We start from the raw sequence: 6921 nt of genomic DNA, 5'->3' as shown, positions 1-6921 counted from the left end.
GCCCCACTTGATCCTCGACTGAAAACGAACAACCTGTGCGAGCCTGCTCGCGATAACCGACTGTCATTCAATAAATGTTTTGACTGACCCGACGCCTTCGCGAGCAGGCTCGCTCCCACAAAAAAGGCCCGTCGCTTGTTGCGACGGGCCTTTTTATTTAACGCGGATGCAGCAACCAATCAGAACGGAATATCGTCATCAAAGCTGTCGAAATCCGGAGCCGGTTGCGGTGCGGCCTGCTGTGGAGCCGGGGCCGGGCGCTGTTGCGGAGCCGACTGCTGCGGGCGTGGCGCCTGCTGACGCGGAGCCTGCTGCTGGTAGTTGTTGCCACCGCCTTGTTGGTCGCCCTGTTGTGGACGGCCGCCGAGCAGTTGCATGGTGCCTTGCATGTCGACCACGATTTCAGTGGTGTAACGCTTGATACCGTCTTTTTCCCACTCGCGGGTCTGCAGCTTGCCTTCGATGTAGACCTGCGAACCCTTGCGCAGGTATTCGCCGGCGATCTCGGCAACCTTGCCGAACATCGACACACGGTGCCATTCGGTCTTCTCGACCTTCTGACCGGTTTGCTTGTCGGTCCACTGTTCGCTGGTTGCCAGACTCAGGTTGGTCACGGCGTTACCGTTAGGCAGGTAGCGAACTTCGGGATCCTGGCCGCAAGTGCCGACCAATATGACTTTGTTAACCCCACGGGCCATAACGTTCTCCTAGGCTTCGCAAGCAGCCCCGGCCGGGTTGTTCACCAGGCGTTCGAGGGTGTCGCGATCCACTAATTCTTTGTCCAGTTTGATGTAAACAGCCGCTTCGTCAGCGACTATCACTGCATCTGTTACCCCTACGAGGGCCTTGAGGCGCTCGACCAGACCCGCTTCACGGATCGCCTCGGGCGACAACGGCAAGCGCAGACTCGTCACGTAGGGAGGTTCGCGCATGGTAACAGCAAAGGCCAGCCAGATGGCAGCCAGACCGGCACATCCAAGGAACACAACCGACAGACCGCCATGCTGAAACAGCCAGCCGCCAAGTATCCCGCCGAGTGCCGAACCCAGGAATTGACTGGTGGAATACACGCCCATCGCCGTGCCCTTCCCGCCCGCCGGTGAAACCTTGCTGATCAGCGACGGCAATGAGGCCTCCAGCAGATTGAACGCGGTGAAAAACACCACCGTGCCGATCACCAGCGCCCGCAAGCTGTCACCGAACTGCCAGAAGAATAGCTCAGTGAGCATCAGCGTCATGACGGCGCCGAGCAAAACTCGTTTCATTTTGCGTTTCTTCTCGCCATAGATGATGAACGGGATCATGGCGAAGAACGAAATCAACAACGCGGTGAGGTAGACCCACCAGTGCTGTTCCTTGGGCAAACCGGCCTTTTCCACCAGCGCCAGCGGCAAGGCCACGAAGCTCGACATCAACATGGCATGTAACACAAAGATGCCCAGATCCAGGCGCAGCAGATCCGGATGCTTGAGCGTCGGCATCAACGCCTGCCGCGCAACGCCGGACTCACGATGCTGCAATGGCCCGGTGGACTTCGGCACCACGAACAGGATGATGGCGATACCAATCAGGGCCATCGCCCCGGTGGCGAGGAACAAGCCCGAGAGCCCGAAAGCCCGGGTCAACAACGGCCCGACGACCATGGCCACGGCAAACGACAGACCGATGGTCATGCCGATCATGGCCATCGCCTTGGTGCGGTGCTGTTCGCGAGTGAGATCGGAGAGCAAGGCCATGACCGCCGCGGAAATCGCCCCGGCGCCTTGCAGGATGCGACCGGCGATCACGCCCCAGATCGAATCCGCCTGCGAGGCCAGCACACTGCCAAGGGCGAAGACGATCAAGCCCAGGTAAATGACGGGGCGCCGGCCAATACGGTCGGAAATGATCCCGAACGGAATCTGGAAAATCGCCTGGGTCAGGCCGTAAGCGCCGATGGCCAGCCCGATCAAGGCCGGGGTCGCGCCCGCCAGATCCATGCCATAGGTCGCCAGGACCGGCAACACCATGAACATGCCAAGCATACGGAAGGCGAACACCAGGGCCAGACCGCTCGCCGCGCGGGTCTCGCTACCACTCATGCGTTCGCTGTGGGGATCGTGCATGGAAAAACCTCGTGTGAACCGGCGGCGATTCTACCAGTCCCATCGAAAGACGGGGTATATCGCGACGCTTTGCCACGTATAGATGAAACTCTCTTCATGTAGAGCAAAAAACGCTTCGCTTGATAGTGTGCATCCATCCAGTATTTGCCCGTATACTCCTACGTTTTCGACGCCCGCCGAGCGAGGCCACTTTGGACAAGATCCTGATACGTGGGGCCCGTACCCACAACCTGAAGAACATCGACCTGACCCTGCCACGGGACAAACTGATCGTCATCACCGGCCTGTCCGGATCCGGCAAATCGTCTCTGGCCTTCGACACGCTGTACGCCGAAGGTCAGCGCCGCTATGTCGAATCGCTGTCGGCCTACGCCCGTCAGTTCCTGTCGATGATGGAAAAACCCGACGTCGATACCATCGAAGGCCTGTCGCCGGCGATCTCCATCGAACAGAAGTCGACCTCGCACAACCCGCGCTCCACGGTCGGCACCATCACCGAAATCTACGACTACCTGCGTCTGCTGTATGCACGCGTCGGTACGCCGCGCTGCCCCGATCACGATATTCCGCTGGAAGCACAGACCGTCAGCCAGATGGTCGACCTGGTGCTGGCCCAACCGGAAGGCAGCAAACTGATGTTGCTGGCGCCGGTGATACGCGAACGCAAGGGCGAGCACTTGTCGGTGTTCGAGGAATTGCGCGCGCAGGGCTTCGTCCGCGCCCGGGTCAACGGCCGCATTTGCGAGCTTGATGAACTGCCGAAACTGGACAAGCAGAAGAAGCACTCGATCGACGTGATCGTCGACCGCTTCAAGGTCCGCGCCGACCTGCAGCAACGCTTGGCCGAGTCATTCGAGACCGCGCTGAAACTGGCAGACGGCATTGCCCTGGTCGCGCCGATGGACGACGAGCCGGGCGAAGAGATGATCTTCTCTGCACGCTTTGCCTGCCCGATCTGCGGCCATGCGATCAGCGAACTGGAACCCAAGCTGTTCTCCTTCAATAACCCGGCCGGCGCCTGCCCGACCTGTGACGGTCTGGGCGTTAAGCAATTCTTCGACATCAAACGTCTGGTCAACGGCGACCTGACACTGGCCGAAGGGGCGATCCGCGGCTGGGACCGGCGCAACGTCTATTACTTCCAGATGCTCGGGTCACTGGCCTCGCACTATGGCTTCAGCCTGGAAGTACCGTTCAACGAACTGCCGGCCGACCAGCAGAAATTCATCCTGCACGGCAGCGGTTCGCAAAACGTCGATTTCAAATACCTGAACGACCGCGGCGATATCGTCAAACGCTCGCACCCGTTCGAAGGCATCGTGCCGAACCTTGAGCGCCGCTACCGCGAGACCGAGTCGGCCAGCGTGCGTGAAGAACTGGCCAAGTTCCTCAGCACCCAGGCTTGCCCGGACTGCCGTGGCACTCGCCTGCGCCGTGAGGCGCGGCACGTATGGGTAGGTGAGAAAACCCTGCCGGCGGTGACCAATCTGCCGATCGGCGATGCGTGCGAGTATTTCGGCGAGCTGAAGATGACCGGCCGCCGCGGCGAAATTGCCGACAAGATTCTCAAGGAGATTCGCGAGCGTCTGCAGTTTCTGGTCAACGTCGGCCTTGACTACCTGTCGCTCGATCGCAGTGCGGACACCCTGTCCGGCGGTGAGGCACAGCGGATTCGTCTGGCCAGCCAGATCGGTGCCGGTCTGGTCGGGGTGCTGTACATCCTCGACGAGCCTTCCATCGGCCTGCACCAGCGCGACAATGATCGCTTGCTCGGCACCCTCAAGCACCTGCGCGATATCGGCAACACAGTGATTGTGGTCGAGCACGACGAAGACGCCATTCGTCTGGCTGACTATGTCGTGGATATCGGCCCGGGTGCCGGCGTGCATGGTGGGCAGATCGTCGCCGAAGGTACGCCAGCCGAAGTCATGGCGCATCCTGACTCCCTGACCGGCAAGTACCTGTCCGGGCGAGTGAAGATCGAAGTGCCCGCCAAACGCACACCGCGCAACAAGAAACTGACCCTGTCGCTCAAGGGCGCGCGCGGCAACAACCTGCGCAACGTCGACCTGGAAATCCCGATTGGTCTGCTGACGTGTGTGACCGGTGTGTCCGGCTCGGGCAAATCAACCCTGATCAACAACACGCTGTTCCCGCTGAGCGCCACGGCACTCAATGGTGCGACCACGCTGGAAGCTGCCGCGCACGACAGCATCAAAGGCCTGGAACATCTCGACAAGGTGGTCGATATCGACCAGAGCCCGATCGGTCGTACGCCGCGTTCCAACCCGGCAACCTACACCGGCCTGTTCACTCCGATCCGCGAACTGTTCGCCGGCGTGCCCGAGTCGCGCTCCCGTGGCTATGGTCCGGGGCGTTTCTCGTTCAACGTCAAGGGCGGGCGCTGTGAAGCGTGCCAGGGCGATGGCCTGATCAAGGTGGAAATGCACTTCCTGCCGGACATCTACGTGCCGTGCGACGTGTGCAAGAGCAAGCGCTACAACCGCGAAACCCTTGAGATCAAATACAAGGGCAAGAGCATCCACGAAACGCTCGAAATGACCATCGAGGAAGCTCGGGAATTCTTCGACGCGGTACCCGCGCTGGCGCGCAAGCTGCAGACGCTGATGGACGTCGGTCTGTCGTACATCAAGCTCGGGCAGTCGGCGACGACCTTGTCCGGCGGTGAAGCGCAGCGGGTCAAGCTGTCACGCGAGCTGTCCAAGCGCGATACCGGCAAGACCTTGTATATCCTCGATGAGCCGACCACCGGCCTGCACTTCGCGGATATCCAGCAATTGCTCGACGTACTGCACCGTTTGCGCGACCACGGCAACACCGTGGTGGTGATCGAACACAACCTCGACGTGATCAAGACCGCCGACTGGCTGGTCGACCTCGGGCCGGAGGGTGGCTCCAAAGGTGGACAGATCATCGCCACCGGCACCCCGGAACAAGTGGCCGAGATGAAACAATCTCACACGGGGCATTACCTCAAGCCGTTGCTGATTCGCGATCGCGCTTAAACGCCGGGCATGAAAAAGCCCCTGTCACCGCAACAGTGACAGGGGCTTTTTTTGTCTGGGCAATCAGGTGTGAGATTGCAGGTAGTTCTCGAGACCAATCAGCTTGATCAGGCCCAACTGCTTTTCCAGCCAGTAGGTGTGATCTTCTTCGGTATCGTTGAGCTGAACCCGCAGGATCTCGCGGCTGACGTAGTCTTTGTGCTGTTCGCACAACGCAATGCCTTTGCACAGTGCGGCACGGACTTTGTACTCAAGACGCAGATCGGCTTCGAGCATCTCCGGCACGGTGCTGCCGACATCCAGATCATCCGGACGCATGCGCGGCGTGCCTTCGAGCATCAGAATCCGGCGCATCAGCGCGTCAGCGTGACCCGCTTCTTCTTCCATCTCGTGATTGATTCGTTCGTAGAGCTTGGTGAAACCCCAGTCCTCATACATGCGCGAGTGAACAAAATATTGGTCACGCGCGGCCAGCTCGCCGGTCAGCAACGTGTTGAGGTAATCGATAACGTCTGGGTGGCCTTGCATCGCCCTACATCTCCCTGCATGAAAGGTCTGTAGTTTGAACCAAGCCGACTGGAAGGTCACTCTTTCCGCGCAATAAAAGTGAAGAAATTCTGAGAAAAGCAGCCTAAATAACGCAAAAACCGCCCTCAATGAGGGCGGTTCTGCTTCTCGTTTAGACTTCGTTAAGCTGTACATCCAGCAGCTTTGCGATTGCTTCTCCATACGCTGGATCGGCTTTGTAGAAATGCTGCAGTTGGCGGTCAACCACATCGGGTGTAACACCGCTCATGGCGCCGGCGATATTGCTGACCAACAAGGCCTTTTGCTCGTCACTCATCAGTCGGAACAACGCACCGGCGTGGCTGTAGTAATCGGTGTCTTCGCGATGATCGTAGCGATCGGCAGCACCACTCAAAGCCAATGCCGGCTCCGCATAGCGTGGTGCCTGTTTTGGCGATTCGATGTAGCTGTTCGGCTCATAGTTGGGCGCTGCACCACCATTGCTGCCAAAGGCCATTGAGCCATCACGCTGGTAAGTGTTGACCGGGCTACGTGGCGCGTTTACCGGCAATTGCTGGTGATTGGTGCCAACACGGTAGCGATGGGCATCGGCGTAGGCGAAGACACGGCCTTGCAGCATGCGATCTGGCGACAGACCGACACCCGGCACCATGTTGCTCGGCCCAAACGCAGCTTGCTCGACTTCAGCAAAATAGTTGAGCGGGTTGCGGTTCAACTCCAGCTCACCGACTTCGATCAGCGGGAACTCCTTCTGCGACCAGGTCTTGGTCACGTCGAACGGGTTCTCGTAGTGCGCTGCAGCCTGCGCCTCGGTCATGATCTGGATGCATACGCGCCATTTCGGGAACTCGCCGCGTTCGATCGCTTCGAACAGGTCACGCTGCGCGTAGTCCGGATCAGTACCGGCCAGGCGTGCGGCGTCTGCCGGGGCGAGGTTCTTGATCCCTTGCTTGGTTTTGTAGTGCCATTTCACCCAGTGACGCTCGCCTTGAGCGTTGATCAGGCTGTAGGTGTGGCTGCCGAAGCCGTGCATATGACGATAACCGTCTGGAATGCCGCGGTCAGAGAACAGAATCGTGACCTGGTGCAGCGCTTCCGGGGAATGTGACCAGAAATCCCACATCATCTGCGCGCTTTTCAGGTTGCTCTGCGGCAGACGTTTTTGGGTGTGGATAAAGTCTGGAAATTTCAGCGGATCACGGATGAAAAATACCGGCGTGTTGTTGCCGACAATGTCCCAGTTGCCTTCTTCGGTGTAGAAC

5 protein-coding genes are annotated in these 6921 nt (G+C 59.3%); 1 reads left to right on the top strand and 4 read right to left on the bottom strand.

The genetic code is table 11. The annotated features are described in order from the left end of the window. Nucleotides 1–179: 179 nt before the first annotated feature. Nucleotides 180–698, bottom strand: coding sequence for a single-stranded DNA-binding protein (locus DBR24_RS10925; protein WP_007966163.1), 519 nt, complete (start codon nucleotides 696–698; stop codon nucleotides 180–182). A gap of 9 nt (nucleotides 699–707) precedes the next feature. Beyond that, nucleotides 708–2105 (bottom strand): MFS transporter, encoded by a 1398-nt coding sequence (locus DBR24_RS10920; protein WP_123463701.1) that lies wholly within the window; start codon nucleotides 2103–2105, stop codon nucleotides 708–710. A 191-nt stretch (nucleotides 2106–2296) separates the two neighbouring features. On the opposite strand from DBR24_RS10920, the gene uvrA reads away from it, so the two are divergent. Next, the gene (gene uvrA / locus DBR24_RS10915; protein WP_123463699.1) at nucleotides 2297–5131 is read left to right on the top strand and encodes an excinuclease ABC subunit UvrA; all 2835 of its coding nucleotides are present in this window, start codon (nucleotides 2297–2299) and stop codon (nucleotides 5129–5131) included. Nucleotides 5132–5194: 63 nt separating this feature from the next. On the opposite strand, the gene bfr is transcribed toward uvrA, so the two are convergent. Together bfr and DBR24_RS10905 are read right to left on the bottom strand one after the other, a co-directional pair. Further along, complete coding sequence (bfr, locus tag DBR24_RS10910; RefSeq protein ID WP_128614738.1) at nucleotides 5195–5659, bottom strand: bacterioferritin; 465 nt, start codon at nucleotides 5657–5659, stop codon at nucleotides 5195–5197. A 151-nt stretch (nucleotides 5660–5810) separates the two neighbouring features. Then, nucleotides 5811–6921, bottom strand: a 1111-nt coding sequence (locus DBR24_RS10905) for a catalase (RefSeq protein ID WP_128614737.1), incomplete at its 5' end; no start/stop codon positions are given.

This window comes from Pseudomonas sp. HMWF006 (assembly GCF_003061205.1).
In the GTDB taxonomy this organism is placed as follows: domain Bacteria; phylum Pseudomonadota; class Gammaproteobacteria; order Pseudomonadales; family Pseudomonadaceae; genus Aquipseudomonas; species Aquipseudomonas monsensis.
The sequence above is the reverse complement of the archived record's forward strand: the minus strand, read 5'-3'. Positions and strand labels throughout refer to the sequence as shown.